Source organism: Microbacterium aurugineum (assembly GCF_023101205.1).
GTDB classification, from domain to species: domain Bacteria; phylum Actinomycetota; class Actinomycetes; order Actinomycetales; family Microbacteriaceae; genus Microbacterium; species Microbacterium aurugineum.
In genome coordinates this window covers 1,664,551-1,683,463 of sequence record NZ_CP078078.1, presented here as the reverse complement: position 1 = coordinate 1,683,463, position 18,913 = coordinate 1,664,551, and the positions used below count along the sequence as shown (strand labels likewise).

General features: G+C 67.0%; 13 protein-coding genes and 1 tRNA gene. 2 read left to right on the top strand and 12 right to left on the bottom strand.

Annotated features, from left to right (window positions below):
- Positions 1-3: 3 nt before the first annotated feature.
- The 5 genes from KV397_RS08170 to polA are packed head-to-tail and all read right to left on the bottom strand — an operon-like array spanning position 4 to position 7,632.
- Positions 4-759 (bottom strand): SGNH/GDSL hydrolase family protein, encoded by a 756-nt coding sequence (locus tag KV397_RS08170; RefSeq protein ID WP_261812594.1) that lies wholly within the window; start codon positions 757-759, stop codon positions 4-6.
- Between the two features lie 35 nt (positions 760-794).
- Entirely contained in the window at positions 795-2,147 is a 1,353-nt protein-coding gene (locus KV397_RS08165; RefSeq protein WP_261812593.1) for an MFS transporter, read from the bottom strand.
- Positions 2,148-2,194: 47 nt separating this feature from the next.
- Positions 2,195-3,229: an LLM class flavin-dependent oxidoreductase gene (locus KV397_RS08160; protein ID WP_261812592.1), complete on the bottom strand. Its 1,035-nt coding sequence runs from the start codon at positions 3,227-3,229 to the stop codon at positions 2,195-2,197.
- A gap of 54 nt (positions 3,230-3,283) precedes the next feature.
- Entirely contained in the window at positions 3,284-4,960 is a 1,677-nt protein-coding gene (locus KV397_RS08155; RefSeq protein ID WP_261812591.1) for a DUF885 domain-containing protein, read from the bottom strand.
- Positions 4,961-4,998: 38 nt separating this feature from the next.
- Positions 4,999-7,632 carry a DNA polymerase I gene (polA, locus tag KV397_RS08150; RefSeq protein WP_261812590.1) on the bottom strand — a complete coding sequence of 878 codons (2,634 nt, stop codon included), beginning with the start codon at positions 7,630-7,632 and terminating at the stop codon, positions 4,999-5,001.
- A 45-nt stretch (positions 7,633-7,677) separates the two neighbouring features.
- On the opposite strand from polA, the gene KV397_RS08145 reads away from it, so the two are divergent.
- Complete coding sequence (locus KV397_RS08145; protein WP_153244124.1) at positions 7,678-8,106, top strand: hotdog fold thioesterase; 429 nt, start codon at positions 7,678-7,680, stop codon at positions 8,104-8,106.
- On the opposite strand, the gene KV397_RS08140 is transcribed toward KV397_RS08145, so the two are convergent.
- Together KV397_RS08140 and KV397_RS08135 are read right to left on the bottom strand one after the other, a co-directional pair.
- The gene (locus KV397_RS08140; protein ID WP_261812589.1) at positions 8,081-8,656 is read right to left on the bottom strand and encodes a GNAT family N-acetyltransferase; all 576 of its coding nucleotides are present in this window, start codon (positions 8,654-8,656) and stop codon (positions 8,081-8,083) included. The two genes, KV397_RS08145 and KV397_RS08140, sit on opposite strands and share 26 nt — an antisense overlap.
- A gap of 2 nt (positions 8,657-8,658) precedes the next feature.
- Positions 8,659-9,279, bottom strand: a complete 621-nt coding sequence (locus tag KV397_RS08135) for an ANTAR domain-containing response regulator (protein ID WP_017830602.1) — start codon at positions 9,277-9,279, stop codon at positions 8,659-8,661.
- A gap of 100 nt (positions 9,280-9,379) precedes the next feature.
- On the opposite strand from KV397_RS08135, the gene KV397_RS08130 reads away from it, so the two are divergent.
- A tRNA-Leu gene (locus tag KV397_RS08130) sits at positions 9,380-9,462 on the top strand.
- Between the two features lie 20 nt (positions 9,463-9,482).
- Here the strand turns inward: KV397_RS08130 and KV397_RS08125 are convergent.
- The 5 genes from KV397_RS08125 to lgt all read right to left on the bottom strand — a co-directional run bounded on the left by KV397_RS08125 (position 9,483) and on the right by lgt (position 18,908).
- Entirely contained in the window at positions 9,483-10,208 is a 726-nt protein-coding gene (locus KV397_RS08125; RefSeq protein WP_153244126.1) for an esterase/lipase family protein, read from the bottom strand.
- A 42-nt stretch (positions 10,209-10,250) separates the two neighbouring features.
- The gene (gene pyk, locus KV397_RS08120; RefSeq protein WP_131491032.1) at positions 10,251-11,699 is read right to left on the bottom strand and encodes a pyruvate kinase; all 1,449 of its coding nucleotides are present in this window, start codon (positions 11,697-11,699) and stop codon (positions 10,251-10,253) included.
- Positions 11,700-11,756: 57 nt separating this feature from the next.
- Positions 11,757-13,223, bottom strand: a complete 1,467-nt coding sequence (locus tag KV397_RS08115) for a glutamate synthase subunit beta (RefSeq protein WP_134353723.1) — start codon at positions 13,221-13,223, stop codon at positions 11,757-11,759.
- A complete protein-coding gene (gene gltB, locus KV397_RS08110; protein WP_261812664.1) occupies positions 13,216-17,739 on the bottom strand; it encodes a glutamate synthase large subunit in 4,524 nt (1,507 codons plus the stop codon). Before gltB ends, KV397_RS08115 begins: the two co-directional genes overlap by 8 nt.
- Positions 17,740-17,882: 143 nt before the next feature.
- A complete protein-coding gene (gene lgt / locus KV397_RS08105; protein WP_047519559.1) occupies positions 17,883-18,908 on the bottom strand; it encodes a prolipoprotein diacylglyceryl transferase in 1,026 nt (341 codons plus the stop codon).
- Between the last annotated feature and the right edge of the window lie 5 nt (positions 18,909-18,913).

The window sequence follows — 18,913 nt, the reverse complement described above, 5'->3', positions numbered from 1 at the left end:
GCATCACGACGGGACCCGTTCGACCCAGGCCGGGTATTTCGCCGCACGGCCGTCGCCCGACGAGGTACGCGTCACTCGTCGGCGCACCCAGGGCCCGACGAACTCGCGGTAGTACGCGAGGCCCGATGGTCCTCCGCCCATGCGATCGCTCGGCGCCCACCAGGTCTCCGGAGGCTCGAACCCGAGCGCGTGGAGCACCCTGGCAGCGACACGGTGATGGCCAGCCGCGTTCATGTGCAGACGATCGTCGGCCCAGTACGCGCCGCGAGAGAGTTCGCGATCGGGCCAGTTGAGCGCCCGGATGACGTCGGGGCGTCCTTCGATGCGTCGGAGCACCGCCTCGGAGAGCAGGTCTCCCCTGCGCTGGACGAGGGAACCCATCGGCAGCTGCCCGCTCGGGTTCGCACCGGAAAGCAGGATCATGGTCACGCCCTCCTCGTCGCAGCGACGCAGCACCCGGCTGAAAGCGTCGGCGATGTGCTCGACGTCGGTACGCGGTCGCAGCATGTCGTTGCCACCGCCGTTGAAGGAGAGGTGGGTCGGGCGCAGCGCGAGCGCCGGTTCCAACTGCTGCTCGACGATCGGCCAGGCCAGCTTGCCCCGGATCGCGAGGTTCGCATACTGGATCGGGTATCCGGCTGCATCGGCCCATCCTTGAGCTGCGAGGTCCGCCCAACCGCGTTCCCGCCCATCCGGAAGGACGTCACCGACCCCCTCCGTGAAGGAGTCGCCGATCGCCACGAACCGCACATCTGCCATCGCCCCAGCCTATTGCGGGTCGGCGACAACGGGGATCAGCGATCGTCGAGCGCTCGCCCGCGCCGATCGACGAGCCCCCAGGCGGCGGCGGCAGCTCCGAGGAAGCATGCCCCGAAGACCGCGAACAGCAGCGGCGCTCCCCCGGCGACCAGCAGCACGGGAACGGACAGAGGAGCCACGATCGACGCGATACGGCCCACTCCGGCAGCCCAGCCCGCTCCTGTCCCCCGCAGCGACGTCGGATAGATCTCCGGCGTCACGGCGTAGAGCGCACCCCACGCACCGAGGTTGAAGAACGACAGCGCCATGCCCGCCGCGATGATCGCACCCTCTGTCGTCGCGGTGCCGAAGACCACGGCGGAGACCGCCGAGCCGAGAAGGAACACCGACAGCGTCACACGGCGCCCCCACACCTCGATCAACCACGCGGCGACCGCATAGCCCGGAAGCTGCGCCAACGTGATGATCAACGTGAAACCGATTGAACGCACCAGATCGAACCCGGCATCGACGAGGATGCTCGGGATCCAGATGAACGCTCCGTAGTAGGCGAAGTTCACCCCCAGCCACACCACCCACAGGCACAGAGTGCGCAGCCGGAACTCCGGGTTCCAGAGTGTCGCCAGCCGCGCCCTCGCCGTGACCGCGATCGCACGGGAGGCGGGTTCCTTCCGGATCGCGGGTGCGACTTCCACACCGGCATCGGTCTCGAACGCCGACACGATGCGGTCTGCCTCCGCGATGCGTCCTCGTGAGGCGAGCCAGCGAGGTGACTCCGGCATGCGCCAACGTACGAAGAGTGCGTACGCCGCGGGGATCGCGCCCAGCGCGAACGCCCAGCGCCAGCCGTCGTCCGAAGCCGGGATGACCAGGAAGCCGATCACCGCGGCGGCGGTCCATCCGAGCGCCCAGAAAGCCTCCAGCACCACGATCAGGCGGCCGCGGATCCGCGCGGGTGCGAACTCGCTCACATAGGTCGACGCCACCGGGAGCTCTGCGCCGAGGCCGAGTCCCACCAGGAACCGCAGGACCAGGAGCGCCACCAGTCCTCCGACCAGGGCGCTGGCACCGGTCGCGATGCCGTACACGAGCAGCGTGAGGGCGAAGACCTGCCGCCGGCCGAAACGATCGGCGAGGAGCCCACCGAGTGTGGCCCCGACGGCCATGCCGATGAATCCGACCGAGGCGATCCAGCCGGCCTCGCCTTTCGTCAGCCCCCACTGCTGCGTGAGCGCCGCGAGGATGAACGAGATCAGGCCGACATCCATCGCGTCCAGCGCCCAACCGACCCCGGACCCTGTCAGCAGGCGGAGGTGTCGACGTGTGAACGGCAGGACGTCCAGGCGCTCAGCCAGCGATGAGCGGCCCGGCAGGGCAGAGTTGGCCATATTCTTCATCGTAGAGCCGAGCGCCCGACGTCCTGCGCGGGATGTCGTCAGTCCTGCGCGTCGAGGATCCGCTTCACGCGCGGGATCACTTCGGTCCCGTACAGCTCGATGCTGCGCATCATCGACTCGTGCGACAGGGTGCCGGTGGCGTACTTCAGGTCGAACCGCCCGAGCCCGAGGGTCGTGATCGTGTCTGCGATCTTCGCGGCGACGCGGTCCGGTGAACCCGCGTAGATCGCGCCTTCCGGCCCGACGTCGTTCTGGAAGCGCGCGCGACTGTACGCCGGCCATCCGCGCTCCCGGCCGATGGTGTTGTTCATCGCTTCGAACCCGGAGTAGGCGGCGTCCCAGGCTTCCGCATCCGTCTCGGCGATGTGGCCGGGCGAATGCACCGAGACAGGATGCGAGGTGGTTCCGAAAGACGCGACAGAGCGGTGGTACAGATCGACGAAGGGCTTGAACCGCGCCGCCGGCCCGCCGATGATCGCGAGCATCAGCCCCAGGCCATGGCGCGCGACCCGTACGACGGACTCCGGGCTGCCACCCACCCCCACCCAGGTACGAAGACCCTTCTCGGTCTTGGGGAACACGTTCGCATTCTCCAGCGAGGCGCGCATGGTGCCCGACCATGTCACGGGCTCCTCCTTGAGGAGTTCGACGAACAGCTCGAGCTTCTGCTCGAACAGCGCGTCGTAGTCCCGCAGGTCGTAGCCGAAGAGCGGAAAGGACTCGATGAAGGAGCCGCGGCCGAGGACGACCTCGGCTCGGCCGTTCGAGAGTGCGTCCAACGTCGAGAAGCGCTCGAACACGCGGACCGGATCATCCGACGACAGCACGGTCACCGCCGTGCCGAGACGGATGTGTTCGGTGCGCGCAGCGATCGCGGCGAGCACCATCTCCGGCGCGGACACCGCGAACTCTTCGCGGTGGTGCTCCCCCACCCCGAAGAAGTCCACCCCGACCGTGTCTGCGAGCTCAGCCTGCTCCACGACGTTGCGGATCGTCTGCGCCCCGGTCAGGAGCTTCCCGCCCGCGTCCCTCGTGATGTCGCCGAAGGTGTCCAGTCCGAATTCGATGCCCACGTCATCCCTCTCTATTCAGGTGAATGAACACTCGTGGACCGGATCCCATTCCCGTCAGCGTGGGAGCAGAGCGCTGCGCAGCGTGTCGAGGCCGACGCCGCCCAGGTCGAGCGCCTTCTTGTGGAAGTCTTTGAACGAGAAGGCATCTCCCTCGGCGGCACGGACTCCGTCGCGCACCTGCTCCCAGATGCGCTGACCAACCTTGTACGACGGCGCCTGGCCCGGCCAGCCGAGGTAGCGGTTCACCTCGAACTGCACGAACTGATCCGACATGTTCACGTTCTGGCGCATGAAGTCGAGTGCGTACTCCGCGTCCCACACTCCGGTGCCGTCGAGACGCGGCTTGCCCAGGTGCACACCGATGTCGAGGACGACGCGGGCGGCCCGCATCCGCTGTCCGTCGAGCATGCCGAGCCGGTCGGCGGGGTCGTCCAGGTAGCCGAGCTGCTCCATCAGACGCTCCGCGTACAGAGCCCAGCCCTCGGCATGACCCGAGGTTCCCGCGAGCAGCCGACGCCAGGAATTGAGCTCGGCCCGGTTGTACACCGCCTGAGCGATCTGCAGATGGTGACCCGGGACGCCCTCATGGAAGACCGTGGTGAGCTCCCGCCACGTGTCGAACTCCGTGACGCCCTCGGGGACGGACCACCACATGCGACCGGGGCGTGAGAAGTCGTCGGTCGGGCCGGTGTAGTAGATGCCGCCCTCCTGCGTGGGGGCGATCATGCACTCGAGCGTGCGAATGGCTTCGGGGATGTCGAAATGCGAGACGCCGAGTTCAGCGACCGCGCGGTCGCTCGTCTCCTGCATCCACTTCTGGAGAGCGTCGGTGCCGACGAGCTTGCGCGCGGGGTCGGCTTCCAGGTGGGCGACCGCTTCCTCGACGGACGCACCGGGGAGGATCTCGTTCGCGATCGCGGTCTGCTCCTCGACCATACGCGCGAGCTCCACGCGCCCCCACTCGTAGGTCTCGTCGAGATCGATGGTCGCCCCGAGGAAGCGACGCGAGTTGAGCGCATAGAGGTCACGCCCCACTGCGTCGTCGTCGCCTGCGGCAGGAGCGAGCTCCTCCGCGAGGAAACGGCGCAGCTCGTCGTAGGCGACACGGGCCGAGGCCGAATTGTCGGCGAGAGTGCGGGCGAGAGACGCGGGCAGCTGCCCCTCCTCGGGGTCCGCGTTCGCGACGAACGCAGCGAAGAAGCCGTCATCGGCGGTGTAGCGATCGATCTGCGTCGCCACCTCGGTCACCTGCCTGCGCGCCGGCACGATGCCCTCCGCGATACCCGTCCTGAGGGTCTCGACGTAGCCGCGAAGGGCATCGGGCACCGCGGCGAGGCGGGTCGCGATCACGTCCCAGTCCTGCACCGTCGCCGTGGGCATCAGGTCGAACGCCGCGCGCACATCCTGTGCAGCAGAAGCGATCACGTTGAGATCGCGCAGGTGCCACTTCGCGTCGTGCAGCTCGAGGTCGAGCCGGAGCTCGGCACCGAGGTCGGTCTTCGTCACCTCGTCGATCGCGTCCACGGGCTCGAGCGCGGAGAGCTTGTCCAACGTCGCACGCGTCGCCGCAGCGATCTCCTCATGACCGGCGGGGCTCAGGTCGCCGAAGCGGTCGTTCACCTCGTCGCGCCCGATGTAGGTGCCGAGAGTGGGTGCCAGAACCGCGATCGTGTCGACCCATTCATCGGCGACGGCGTCGATGGCGGAAGGGGTGCGGGGAGCTGAAGTCATAACTGCCAGCCTAGCCCCGGCCCCTCCCGTGGCGGAGGTCAGTGCGCGGCTTCGTTCCAGTCACGGCCGCGCCCGACCTGAACATCGAGCGGCACCGACAACTGTGCGGCATCCCCCATTCGAGCGCGAACGATCTGCTCCGTCGCGTCCCACTCCCCCGGGGCGACCTCGACGACGAGTTCGTCATGGATCTGGAGCAGCACGCGCGAGGACAGCTGCTGGGAGCGGAGATCGTCGTGGATGTGGAGCAGCGCGATCTTCATGATGTCGGCGGCGCTCCCCTGGATCGGCGCGTTGAGGGCAGCGCGCTCGGCGTTCTCGCGCAACACCCGGTTCGGGCTCGCGAGGTCGGGGAACGGCCGACGGCGCCCGAAGATCGTCTCGGTGTAGCCGACCTCTTTCGCCTTCATGACCGAGGCGCGCAGATAGTCGCGCACCGCGCCGAATCGCGCGAAGTACTCCACCATCAGCTGCTTGGCCTCGGACTGCTCGATGCGCAGCTGCTTCGAGAGCCCGAACGCCGAGAGTCCGTAGACGAGGCCGTAGGACATCGCCTTCACCTTCGTGCGCATCGCCGGAGACACCTCGCTGGGCTCGACCCCGAACACGCGGGCGCCGACGAACCGGTGCAGGTCCTCGCCACTGTTGAAGGCCTCGATCAGCCCCTCGTCGCCGGACAGATGGGCCATGATGCGCATCTCGATCTGCGAATAGTCGGCCGTCAAGAGAGCGTCGTACCCCTCGCCGACTTCGAACGCGCTCCGGATGCGGCGCGATTCCTCCGTACGCACCGGGATGTTCTGCAGATTGGGATCGGTACTGGACAGTCGCCCGGTCTGGCTCCCCGTCTGCACATACGTCGTGTGCACGCGGTGGTCGTCGCCGATCGCCGTGTCGAGGGACTCGATGATCTGCCGGAGCTTGGTGGCCTCACGGTGCTGCAGCAACAGGCTGAGGAACGGGTGCGGGTTGCTCTCCTGCAGGTCGGCGAGTACCGCGGCGTCGGTGGAGTAGCCGGTCTTGGTCTTGCGGGTCTTCGGCAACTGCAGGTCTTCGAACAAGACCTCCTGCAGCTGCTTGGGCGAACCGAGATTGAATTCACGACCGACGACCGAGAACGCCTCCTGCGCGAGTCCCTCGGCGCGAGCGGCGAGCTCGCCGGAGAACGTGGAGAGCACCTCGTGCGAGACCGCGACGCCCGCGACCTCCATGTCGGCGAGTGTGAGCAGGGTCGGCAGTTCGATGTCGACCAGGACAGCGGCGACCGACTCGGGGATGTCTTCACGCAGCGCATCGGCGACGCGCAACGCGAACCATGCCTCCTGCGACGGTGTGGCTCCCTCGGTCTCGGGCACCAGCTGGGACGGGTCGGCCTCGGGCAGCTTCTCGCCGAGGTAGCGCTCGACCAGGTCGGACAGGGTCTTGTCGGGGAAGCTCGGCCGCAGGAGCCAGCCGGCCAGGCTCGTGTCGTAGGCGAGACCGCGGAGGCGGATTCCCTGACGGATCAGGGCCTTCACCTGCGGCTTCGCATCGTGCAGCACCTTCGGCGCGTCGGACTCGATCCATTCGCGCAGAGCCTCTGCGGCGCTCTCCGTCCAATCCGACTCGCGGAGGTCGGTGAGAGTCGCGGCGCCGATCCGTGTGGGGGAACCTCCCTGCGTCATGATCCGCAGGGAGACATCGCCGTGCTGCGCGACAGCCCAGGCCGCCAGCTCCGCCGGTGACGTCTCGACCGGTGCGGGCACCACGACGACCGACGCCGGGTCATCGGCGACCTCACCGGCTCCGACGGCCTCGAACACCCGCGGTAGCAGGGTGCGGAACTCGAGCCGGGCGAAGATGTCGCGCACGGCCTGCGCATCGATCGGTGCCACGGCCAGGTCGGAGGGCCCGACCGGGAGCTCGACATCGGTGAGGAGACGGTTGAGCTTGCGGTTGCGTCGGACATCGTCGATGTGGTCGCGGAGGTTGCCGCCGACCACTCCCTTGATCTCGTCGGCACGGGCGATCAGCTCATCGAGCGATCCGAACTGCGTGAGCCACTTGACCGCCGTCTTCTCCCCGACCTTCGGAACACCGGGCAGGTTGTCGCTGGTCTCGCCGACCAGGGCCGCGATGTCGGGGTACTGCTCGGGACGCACACCGTAGCGCTCCTGCACCGTCGTCGGGTCATAGCGCTTCAGCTGCGAGACGCCCTGCACCGACGGGTAGAGCAGGGTGACGTCGTCGTTCACGAGCTGGATGGTGTCACGGTCTCCGGAGACGACGAGCACGTCGAAGCCCTGCTCGGCGCCCTGTGAAGCGAGCGTCGCGAGGATGTCGTCGGCCTCGATCCCCTCCTTCGTCAGGACAGGGATCGACATGGCGGCGAGGCAGTCCTGCAGAAGCGGGATCTGACCCTTGAACTCCTGCGGCGACTCGGAACGCGTGGCCTTGTACTCGGAGTACTCCTCCGTGCGGAACGAGTGACGCGAGGTGTCGAAGGCGATCGCCAAGTGCGTCGGCTGCTCGGCTTTGATGAGGTTCACCAGCATCGAGAGGAAGCCGTAGATGCCGTTGGTGTGCTGATTGTCCTTGGTCGTGAAATTGTCGACCGGGAGCGCGAAGAAAGCGCGGTAGGCGAGCGAGTGGCCGTCGACGACCATGAGGGTAGGCTTTGCGGAGTCCGTCACCCTGTCAGCCTAACGAGGACGACAGACACCCGCTGAGGAGGATGCATGAGCGACGTCGCGACGAGCGAGGGACTCGACTGGGCCACGGCCCGCGGAATGGGCGCCCTGGCCGAGAAGATGGGCATGGAGTTCGTCGAGTTCGGCATCGACCGTTGTGTCGCGACGATGCCTGTCGAAGGCAACACCCAGCCGGTCGGCCTCATGCACGGAGGCGCGTACGTGGTGCTCGGCGAATCGCTCGGTTCGATGGCGGCGAACCTGCACGCCGGTACCGGCCGTCTCGCCGTCGGCGTCGACATCAACGCGACGCACACCCGATCGGCCACGTCAGGCGTCGTCACCGGTGTGTGCACACCGGTGCACCTGGGACGGAGCATCACCGTGCACGAGATCGTGGTGACCGACGATCAGGGACGCCGCTGCTCCACGATCCGCATCACCAACATGATCAAGGACCTTCCCGCCGCGAACTGAGCGGTTCCTCGAGCAGTCGCTGGAACAGCAGATGGTCCTGCCACTCCCCCGCGATGCGGAGGTACTTCGGCGCCATGCCGATACGCTCGAAGCCGTTGCCGACCAGCACGCGTTGGGAACCGAGGTTGTGCAGCAGGGTGGCGGCCTGGAGCCGGTGAAGGCGGAGCTGCGTCCGTGAATACTCGATGAGCTGAGCGACCGCGCGGCTCGCGAGGCCGCGGCGCAGCCGCGTGGCATCGACCCAGTAGCCGAGGTCAGCGCTCCAGAACGCCCCCCGGACGATGTTGTTGATGTTCATCCGACCGCGGATCTCCCCGTCATCGGATTCGATGACGAAGCGGAGACTCCGCCCGGCGTCCGCGTCTTCCACGCAGAGCTGGGCGTGCTGCTCCTGCGCGGCGACGGTGAAGAACGCCTCCGAGCGCGTCGGCTCCCACGGCGCGAGATGTTCGCGATTCGCGACATACGCGCGGGCGAGCGCAACCCCATCCCCCCGCCTCACCGGCCGCAGGATGTGCTCGGTATCGAGCCGGATCGTGCCGGCGCTCACCGCTACTTCTTGGGGGCGAGCTGCTCGATGATCGCCTTGGCGACGTCCTGCATCGTCAGACGGCGGTCCATCGACGCCTTCTGGATCCAGCGGAACGCCTCAGGTTCGCTCAGGCCCATCTTCTCGTTGAGCAGACCCTTGGCCCGGTCGACGAGCTTGCGGGTCTCGAAGCGCTCGACCATGTCGGCGACCTCGGCCTCGAGGGTGATGATCTGCTCGTGGCGAGCCAGCGCGATCTCGATCGCGGGCAGAAGGTCGTTCGGAGTGAACGGCTTCACGACGTACGCGAGAGCACCGGCCTCGCTCGCTCGCTCGACGAGCTCCTTCTGGCTGAACGCCGTGAGCAGGACGACCGGCGCGATGTTGCCCTTGTGCAGCTTCTCCGCAGCGCTGATGCCGTCGAGCTGTGGCATCTTGACGTCCATGATGACGAGGTCCGGTCGGAGCTCGGTCGCCAGAGCGACCGCGGTCTCTCCATCCCCCGCCTCGCCCACGACATCGAAGCCGTTGTCGCGAAGGATCTCGACGATGTCGAGACGGATCAGCGACTCGTCTTCAGCGACGACGACGCGTCGGGGTGCGGATGACGTGGGCTGCTCAGCCTGCTCTTCTTGCTCTGTCACACAACCATCCTAGTGGAGAGCCCCTGTTCGCAGGCCCCAGGCGGTCGGCGCGGAGAATCCGGCTCTCGTGCTGCGCTAAAGTCGTAGACGCGACACACGAGCCGGCGTGGCGGAATGGCAGACGCGGAGCACTCAAAATGCTTTGTCCGAAAGGGCGTGTGGGTTCGAGTCCCACCGCCGGCACCGTTTGATGAAGAGAGTCCTCAGGGCTCCTCGGCGAGGACAGCCAGCTCGGCGAGCACCCGGGGATGCGCGAGGATCCGGAAATGCCCCCCGGTGTCGAGGCGGACGTTCTTGGCACCGACGAGTTCGCTGCCCTCCGGGATGTGCGGGTCGAATTCCGCGTAGATCGAGACGATCCGATCGTTCACCGACCGTCTCTGTGTGAGGCTCACGATTCCCGGGTCATCGGGGGCGAACTCCCGCAGCGTCCGCGAGAGCATCAAACGGGCATAGCTCGAACCGCCGAACGGTGTCGCGATCGCCAGCATCGAGCGCACACGGCCGGCCGCCGGTCCCGTCATGACCAGCTTGCCCGCGAGCCCGCCCTTGCTGTGGGCGACCAGGATCACATCCGTGAGGTCATGGCGCTCCAGGAAGTCCCCGACGCTCTGCGCCATCTCCACCACCGGACGTCGATTGCGATGGAGGGTGTCGACGACCTGGACCGGATGGCCTCGCTCATGCATCGCCGCGACGAGCGGCTGCATGAACTTCCACGTCTCGTAGACGCCGGGAAGGACGACGATCCGTGCACCGCTCCCGGAGGTGAACGACGCAGGATCCGTGCGGTCGAACATCGCGCGCAGCTGCCAGAACCCCGCGTACGCGTAGTCCGCGCACCACCACCCCGCCTTCCTCAGCGCGCCGATGACGTGCTCCTCAGAAGACGATGCGGACCCATGAGGGAAAACTACCGGATCGCGCATCGAGGGGGCGGAGCCGAAGCTCCGCCCCCTCAATGCGCGATGTCAGACGCCGGCCTTGTAGATCGGTGCCGCGCCGCGGATCGCATCGCCCACCTTGTGCACGCGCAGGTCGTTGGTCGATCCGACGATTCCGGGAGGGGAACCGGAGATCACGACGACCTTGTCCCCCTCCTGTGCGAGACCGTTGCCGAGCAGATACTCGTCCACCTGGTGATACATCAGGTCGGTGTGCTGGACCATGTCGACCAGGGTGGAGCGGATGCCCCAGGTCAGAGCCATGCGGCGACGGATTCCCGGCTCCGGGGTGAACGCGATCATCGGGATGCGCGAACGCAGACGCGACAGACGACGCGCGGAATCCCCGGACTGCGTGAACACGCAGAGGAACTTCGCCTCGACGAACTCCGCCACCTCGAGAGCGGCGAGCGTGATCGCGCCTCCCTGCGTGCGGGGCTTGGTCGTCAGCGGCAGGATGCGCTCCAAGCCGTGCTCTTCCGTGGAGGCGATGATCCGTGCCATGGTCTCGACGACCACGACCGGGTAGTCGCCGACACTGGTCTCACCGGAGAGCATGACGGCATCCGCACCGTCGAGGACGGCGTTCGCGACGTCCGAGGTCTCGGCACGCGTGGGAACCGGGCTGCTGATCATCGACTCGAGCATCTGCGTCGCGACGATCACCGGCTTGGCCATCCGGCGAGCGATCTCGACGGCGCGCTTCTGCACGATCGGCACGGCCTCGAGCGGAAGCTCGACGCCCAGGTCACCACGGGCGACCATGATCGCATCGAACGCGTCGACGATCTCTTCCAGCGCATCGACGGCCTGCGGCTTCTCGACCTTGGCGATGACGGGAACCTTGACGCCCTCTTCCGCCATGATCTCGTGAACGCGGGTCACATCGGCGGCATTGCGCACGAACGACAGCGCGATCAGATCGGCGCCGATGCGCAGTCCCCAACGCAGGTCGTCTTCGTCCTTCTCGCTGAGAGCGGGGACGTTGACGGCGACACCGGGGAGGTTGATGCCCTTGTTGTTGGAGACGGCGCCGGCGACGATGACCTTGGTGGTCACCGTGACGCCGTCGGTCTCGACGACCTCGACGCGGACCTTGCCGTCGTCGATCAGCAGGAAGTCGCCCGGCTTGACGTCCTGCGGGAGGCCCTTGAAGGTCGTTCCGCAGATCTCCTTGTTGCCGATGATGTCTTCGGTCGTGATCTTGAAGATGTCGCCCTTGGCGAGCTCGTACGGCCCGTCCTCGAACTTGCCGAGGCGGATCTTCGGCCCCTGCAGGTCGACGAGGATCGCGACGGCCCGGCCGGCATCCTCTGCGGCACGACGCACGTTCGCGTAGTTGTTCTCATGAACCGAGTAGTCGCCGTGGCTGAGGTTCAGTCGCGCGACGTCCACCCCCGCATCGATCAGTGCGCGCACCGTCTCATACGTGGAAGTTGCGGGGCCCAAGGTGGCGACGATTTTCGCGCGTCTCAACAGATACTCCAGGGTAGAAATGGGGGATGTAAATCAGGCGACGGTGCCGGCCTCAGCCTACGCGGGCTGGAGACCGATCGCGACATCACTCGGTCGCACCGGCTCGGGAAGCACGGTGGTGCCCATCAGGAAGCGATCGACGTTCGCGGCAGCTGCGCGACCCTCGGCGATGGCCCACACGATGAGCGACTGACCGCGACCGGCGTCTCCGGCGACGAACACTCCGGGAACCGTCGACTCGTACGACGAGTCGCGGCGGAAGGCGCCGCGGTCGGTAACCTGCGGAAGCGTGTCTTCGGTGTACCCCTCCTGCTCGGGTCCGGTGAAGCCCATCGCGATCAGGACGAGGTCCGCGGGGATCTCTCGCTCTGTGCCGCTCTTGGGGACGCGGCGGCCGTCGACGTACTCGGTCTCGGCCACGCGCAGCGCACGCACCTCACCGACGTCGTTGCCGAGGAACTCGACGGTGGACGCGAGGTACACCCGCTCTCCACCCTCCTCGTGCGCAGAGGACACCTCGAAGATCGTCGGCATCATCGGCCACGGCTGGTGGTCCGGACGGACGTCGCCCGGCTGCATGCCGATCGCCAGGTTGGTGACGCTGAGAGCTCCCTGACGGTGCGCGGTGCCGATGCAGTCCGCGCCGGTGTCTCCACCGCCGATGACGATGACGTGCTTGCCCTCCGCGCTGATCTGGTCGGTGACCTTGTCGCCCGCGACCGCGTGGTTGGACTCGACGAGGTACTCCATGGCGAAGTGCACGCCGTCGAGATCACGGCCGGGGATGGCGAGGTCACGCGGAACCGTGGACCCCGTCGCGATGACGACGGCGTCGTAGCGGGCACGCAGGTCGGGCCAGGAGATGTCCTTGCCGATCTCCACGCCGGCACGGAAACGCGTGCCTTCCTCCTGCATCTGGCGAAGGCGCGATTCGAGCTGCGTCTTCTCCATCTTGAAGTCCGGGATGCCGTAGCGCAGCAGGCCGCCGATGCGGTCGTCCCGTTCGAAGACCGCGACCGTGTGCCCGGCTCGGGTGAGCTGCTGGGCGGCAGCGAGACCCGCGGGGCCCGATCCGACGACGGCGACCGTCTTTCCCGTGAGGCGCTCGGGCGGCTCCGGCTCGACCCACCCCTTGGCGAAGGCCTCATCGATGATCGAGACCTCGATCTGCTTGATCGTGACCGCCGGCTGGTTGATGCCGAGCACGCACGAGCTCTCGCAGGGCGCGGGGCACAGCCGCCCCGTGAACTCCGGGAAGTTGTTGGTGGCGTGCAGGCGCTCGATCGCCGCGCGGCCCTCACCGCGCCAGGTGAGGTCGTTCCACTCGGGGATCAGGTTGCCGAGCGGGCATCCCTGATGACAGAACGGCACGCCGCAGTCCATGCAGCGTCCGGCTTGACGACGCAGGACCTGCTTGTCGCCCGGCTCGTAGACCTCTTTCCAGTCCATGATGCGCACAGGCACCGGACGTCGTGCGGGAAGTTCCCGCTCGGTCACCTTCAGAAAGCCTTTGGGGTCAGCCACCGGTCACCTCCAGGATGCGGTTCCAAACGATGTCGCCGTCGGGGTCGATCCCCTCGGCCAGTGCCTCTTCGCGCATGCTCCGCACCGCGGCGAAGTCGCGAGGAAGCACCTTCACGAACTCCGCGGCGACGTCATCGAAGTTCTCGAGGAGTGCGGAGGCCCGCGGTGAGGCCGTGCGCTCGGCGTGCGCGACCAACAGGCTTCGCAGCACCTCGAGATCTGCGCGATCAAGTGGTTCGAGCCGCAGTTCTCCACTTCCGAGCGACTGCGCGTTCACCTTGCTGGTGTCGAGGGCGTGCACGTAGGCCACTCCCCCGGACATACCGGCGCCGAAGTTGCGGCCGGTCGAGCCGAGGATCACGGCCAGACCACCCGTCATGTACTCGAGCGCGTGGTCGCCCACTCCCTCGACGACGGCGGTCGCGCCCGAGTTGCGGACGAGGAAGCGTTCGCCGACGACACCGGAGATGAACATCGTCCCCGACGTCGCGCCATAGCCGATCACGTTTCCGGCGATCACGTTGTCCTCCGGAGCGATGGCGGACCCCCGCGGCGGGCGGATGGTGATGTCCCCACCGGACAGCCCCTTGCCGACGTAGTCGTTCGCGTCGCCCTCGAGTCGGAGAACGATGCCCGGCGGCAGGAACGCGCCGAGCGACTGCCCCGCGGTGCCGTGCAGTGTGACGTCGATGGTGCCCTCGGGGAGGCCCGCGGCGCCGTGGCGTGACGTGACCTGGTGCCCCAGCATCGTCCCCACGGCACGCTCGGTGTTCGCGATGGGCAACTCCGCCACGACGGGTTCGCCGTTGAGCAGCGCCCCCTTCGCGATGTCGATGAGCTGCACGTCGAAGTGCTTCTCGAGTTCGTGATCCTGCGCGCGGCCGCTGCGACGCGGCTCGCCCGCCGGGAAGGCCGGGCCTTCGAGCACGGGCGTCAGGTCGAGACCCTCTGCCTTCCAGTGCTCCACGGCGGCGTTCACCTCGATGAGATCAGCGCGCCCGATCACCTCGTCGAGAGAGCGGTATCCCAGCTCAGCGAGGAGTTCGCGCACCTCTTCAGCGATGAACTCCATGAAGTTCACGACGAACTCCGGCTTTCCCGTGAAGCGCTCGCGCAGCACCGGGTTCTGGGTCGCGACGCCGACCGGGCAGGTGTCGAGGTGACAGACCCGCATCATGATGCAGCCGCTGACCACGAGGGGCGCCGTCGCGAAACCGAACTCCTCCGCTCCCAGCAGCGCACCGATGATCACGTCACGACCGGTCTTGAGCTGACCGTCGACCTGCACGACGACACGGTCCCGCATGCCGTTGAGCATGAGCGTCTGCTGGGTCTCGGCGAGACCGAGCTCCCACGGCGTGCCGGCGTGCTTGAGCGAGTTCAACGGGCTCGCTCCTGTTCCACCGTCGTGGCCGGAGACGAGGATCACGTCGCTCAAAGCCTTGGCGACACCCGCAGACACCGCACCGATGCCCGACTGGCTCACCAGCTTGGTGTGGATACGCGCCTCGGGATTCGCCCGCTTCAGGTCGAAGATCAGCTGCTTGAGGTCTTCGATCGAGTAGATGTCATGGTGCGGCGGTGGCGAGATGAGACCGACACCGGCCGTTGCGTGACGGGTGCGGGCGACCCAGGGGTAGACCTTGGTCGGCGGCAGCTGTCCTCCCTCGCCGGGCTTGGCCCCCTGAGCGAGCTTGATCTGGATGTCGTCCGCCTCGGTGAGGTAGAGGCTGGTCACACCGAAACGTCCGGAGGCGACCTGCTTGATCGCGCTGCGGCGTTCCGGGTCGACCAGGCGATCCGGATCCTCGCCGCCTTCACCGGTGTTCGACTTCCCGCCGATCCTGTTCATGGCGATCGCGAGCGTCTCGTGCGCCTCCCGGGAGATCGAGCCATAGCTCATCGCCCCCGTCGAGAACCTCTTGACGATCGCGGACACCGGCTCGACCTCGTCCAGCGGGACGGGCTTGCGGGTGCCGGTGCGCAGCGTGAACAGCCCGCGCAGCGTCTTCAGCTCCGCCGCCTGCTCGTCGACGAGCTTCGTGTATTCCCGGAAGATGTCGTAGCGACGCGTACGGGTCGAGTGCTGGAGCTTGAACACCGTCTCCGGGTTGAACAGGTGCGGAGAGCCGTCACGGCGCCACTGGTACTCGCCACCGGTCCACAGACGCTCGTGCGCACGCGCCGCTGCGTCCTCCGGGTAGGCGTAGTCGTGACGCGCCTGGTTCTCGGCGAAGATCTCCTCGATGCCGACGCCGCCGAGCTTGGACTCGGTGCGCGTGAAGTAGGCGTCGATGAACTCCTGGCTGAGGCCGACGGCCTCGAACACCTGAGCGCCCGCGTAGGACGACACGGTAGAGATGCCCATCTTCGACATGATCTTGAGCACGCCCTTGCCGAGGGCGTAGATCAGGTTCTTGACCGCCTTCTCGGGCGTGATGCCGTTGATGTAGCCGGTGCGTACGAGGTGCTCGACCGTCTCCATCGCGAGATACGGGTTCACCGCAGATGCGCCGTAACCGATCAGCGTGGCGACGTGGTGCACTTCACGCACGTCACCGGCCTCGACGATGAGCCCGACCTTCATGCGGTTCTCACGCCGGATGAGGTGGTGGTGGATCGCCGACACCATCAGCAGGGACGGGATCGGGGTGAGGTCCTTGTTCGAGTCGCGGTCCGACAGGATGATGAACTCGGCGCCGTTCTCGATCGCCTCGTCAACCTCCGCGCACATCTCCGTGAGACGGTCCTGCAGGGTCTGGGGACCCGCATCGAAGTGGTAGAGGCCGCGAATGGTCACACTCGACCGGCCGGGCATCGCCTTGTCGATGTGACGGATCTTCGCGAGCTCGTCGTTGTCGATCACGGGGAAATCGAGCGACACGGTGCGGGTGTGCTCCGGCCCCCAGGAGAGCAGATTGCTCTCGGGCCCGAGACCCAGCTTGAGACTCGTGACGACCTCTTCACGGATCGAGTCGAGCGGCGGGTTCGTCACCTGTGCGAACTGCTGCGTGAAGTAGTCGAAGAGCAGTCGCGGACGCTTGCTGAGCACCGCGATAGGCGTGTCGGAGCCCATGGCACCGAGGGGCTCGACGCCGGTCTGACCCATCGGGGTGAGCAGGATGCGGACTTCTTCCTCGGTGTATCCGAAGGTCCGCTGACGGCGGGTGATCGAGGCCGGAGGGTGCACGATGTGCTCGCGCTCCGGCAGCTCGGCGAGACGCACGGCGCCGGCATCCAGCCACTCCTGCCACGGGTGCATGGTGGCGAGGTCGCGCTTGATCTCGCTGTCCTCGACGATGCGACGCTGTGCCGTGTCGACGAGGAACATCTTTCCGGGCTGCAGTCGGCCGCGACGCTTGATGCGCTCCGGCTCGAACTGCAGCACACCGGTCTCGGAGCCGATCACGACCAGACCGTCGGTCGTCTCCGTCCACCGTCCCGGGCGGAGACCGTTGCGGTCGAGTGTGGCGCCGACGAGCGTGCCGTCGGTGAAGATGAGGGCAGCGGGACCGTCCCACGGCTCCATCTGGTTCGAGTGGTACTCGTAGAACGAACGCAGCTCCGGCGAGATGTCGGTCTGCTTCTCATAAGCCTCCGGAACCATCATCATGATGGCGTGCGGCAGGCTCCGTCCGGTGAGTGTGAGCAGCTCGAGCACCTCGTCGAAAGAGGCGGAGTCGCTCGCGCCGTCGGTGCAGATCGGCAGCAACGGATCGATGTCGCCGAGCAACTCCGATTCCAGCTGCGACTGGCGCGCACGCATCCAGTTGCGGTTCCCGCCGACGGTGTTGATCTCACCGTTGTGCGCGAGCATCCGCAGCGGCTGCGCGAGCGGCCATGACGGGAAGGTGTTCGTGGAGTACCGGGAATGCACCACCGCGAGCTCGGACGCGAAACGCTCGTCCTGCAGGTCGGGGTAGAACGGTTCGAGCTGCAGCGTCGTGACCATGCCCTTGTAGCCGAGCGTGCGGGCCGAGAGCGAGACGAAGTACGCACCGAGTTCGTGACCTGCACGCTTGCGCAGGCGGTAGGCGACACGGTCGAGGGCGATGCCCGTGAGCGGCGCATCGGCGTGGGTCGCTCCCCCGGCGCTCACGAAGAGCTGCTCGAAGGCGGGACGCGCCTCATCGGCGAGCTTGCCGAGGTTCTCGTTGGCGGTAGGGACATCGCGCCATCCGAGGACACGGAGTCCTTCGGAGCGGGCGATCTTCTCGATCCCGGCCTTCTGCTGACGACGCTCGCTCGAATCGCGAGGCAGGAACGCCAGCCCCGCGGCGTACTCGCCCACCGGCGGCAGCTCGAAGCCGACCACAGCGCGGAGGAACGCATCGGGCATCTGCGTCAGGATGCCCGCACCGTCTCCGGTTCCGGCGTCGGAACCGATGGCACCACGGTGCTCCAGATTGCGAAGAGCCTGAAGGGCCAACGCGATGATGTCGTGCCCGGCTTCGCCGCGCAGCGTGGCGACCATGGCCAGGCCGCAGGCGTCCTTCTCGAACGCCGGGTTGTACATGCCCTGCTTCGGGGGGTATGCGCCGGAGGCGCCGTAAGGGGGCTGGAAGTACACCAGTTACCGTCCTCAGATCGTCGAGTGAAACCCGGGGACGACGTCGGCCCGCTCGTTCAGTGCAATGGTTCTCCCGCCACGAGGCGGCGTTATCGAGAGCCGTCCTCGCTCGTGGGAGCAGTGCTTGTGGCGGTGGCTCCTGCGGTGACTTCTTCGGTCGGAGGCTCGCTCACGTCTACGAAGTCAGAGGGATTGTTCTGCGATTGTACATCAGCGTCCGCGTCGGTCCGTTCGCGGCCCGGCTGATACGGCGAGGGCTCGAGACCGGGGTGGCGACGCGTCTGCACGATGAGGATCGCGAGACCCACGAGGACGCCGATGATGGCCGCGAGGACGTTGCTGCGCAGCCCCAGGATGATCTCGCTCGGGTCGATGCGGATCGACTCCCAGACGATGCGTCCCGCGCTGTACCAGATGAGGTACATCGCGAACAGGCGACCCCACTGGAAGAAGAGCTTGCGACCGAGCCAGAGCAGGACGATGACGCCCAGCCCGTTCCACAGCACCTCGTAGAGGAAGGTCGGGTGGAACAGCGTGCCCTCGGGAAGACCGGGAGGGAACGCGGAGTTCGTGGACTCGATCTCCAGCCCCCACGGCAGGTCGGTGGGGAGGCCGAAGAGTTCGTGGTTGAACCAGTTGCCGAAGCGTCCCATGGCCTGCGCCAGCAGCAGCCCTGGGGCCAGAGCGTCGGCGAACGTCCAGAACCGGATGCCGGTCCAGCGGCAGCCGAGATACGCACCGATCGCGCCACCGATGAGCGCACCGAAGATCGCGATACCACCCTCCCAGATGGCCCACACCGAGCCCGGTTGGAAGGGGTTCCAGGTGTTGATGCCCTCGCCGAAGTAGTCGTTCGGGTGGGTGAGTACGTGGAAGATCCGGGCGCCGATGATCGCCAGGGGCACCGCCAGGATCGAGATGTCGATCACGACCCACGGCTCCGCACCGCGCTTGGTGAGACGGTGGTTGGTCAGCAGCGTCGCGGCGATGATGCCCGCGATGATGCACAGCGCATAGAAGTGGATCCGTATGGGCCCGAGGTCGAAGTAGGACACCGGGGGGCTCGGGATGCTGGCGAGCACACCGGTGAAGGTGCTGTGGAGCGCGAGTGACATGAGTG